The organism is Rhodoplanes sp. SY1, assembly GCF_046000175.1.
Taxonomy (GTDB): Bacteria; Pseudomonadota; Alphaproteobacteria; order Rhizobiales; family Xanthobacteraceae; genus Rhodoplanes.
On the sequence record NZ_JBEOMB010000380.1, the window covers coordinates 1 to 650 of the forward strand.

Consider the following 650-nt stretch of genomic DNA (forward strand, 5'->3'; position numbering starts at 1 on the left):
GCATGCGCATCACACACAAAGGTGTCACACACACACGGTACCGTCGCCGCGTCTTGCCACCATCGGACGGCGTTAACATCCTGAAGGGCGAGCTGATGGCCACGGGAGAGGCGGTGCGGGACATGCGTAAGCGAGACATCCGGACGCGGCGTATCGGCCCTCACCGTCACGATACGCGGTGCGCCCGGAGGGATCCGGACGATGCCGGCATGTGCGGCGCCCGCCACCGTGCCTCCGGCGTGCGATGGTGTCTCCCGACGCCGGCGATCGAGCAGAACCCTCGACATGTCGCTTTGGGCACGATCCGGCTGATCGAAGGGCCGTCACGGCGACGACGGCGCTTGCCGTAGCGAAGCAGAGGTTCGGCGGGACGCGCGAGGACGACATTGCCGTGATGACATTGTCGTGACGTCATTATCGTGACGTCCGGAACGGCCAATCGAGAGTGTGTCGAGTGGAAAAGCCCGTGTGCCGACGCCGAGCCTTCTCATGCGTTCCGCTGCGGCCGACCCTCGCCCTGGGCATCGCCCTGCTCGCCGGCTGCAACGTTCCGCCGCCGCTGATCTACGATACCCGTGAGCCGGACGTCTTCGACAAGGTCCGGTCGATCGATCTGCTGCCACGCTATCCGGAGCAGCGGGCGGAGCAGA

General features: G+C 66.0%; 1 protein-coding gene. It reads left to right on the forward strand.

The features are described from left to right. Positions 1-466: 466 nt before the first annotated feature. The coding region (locus ABTU92_RS29815) for a hypothetical protein (protein WP_408095154.1) at positions 467-650 on the forward strand (184 nt) is incomplete at its 3' end.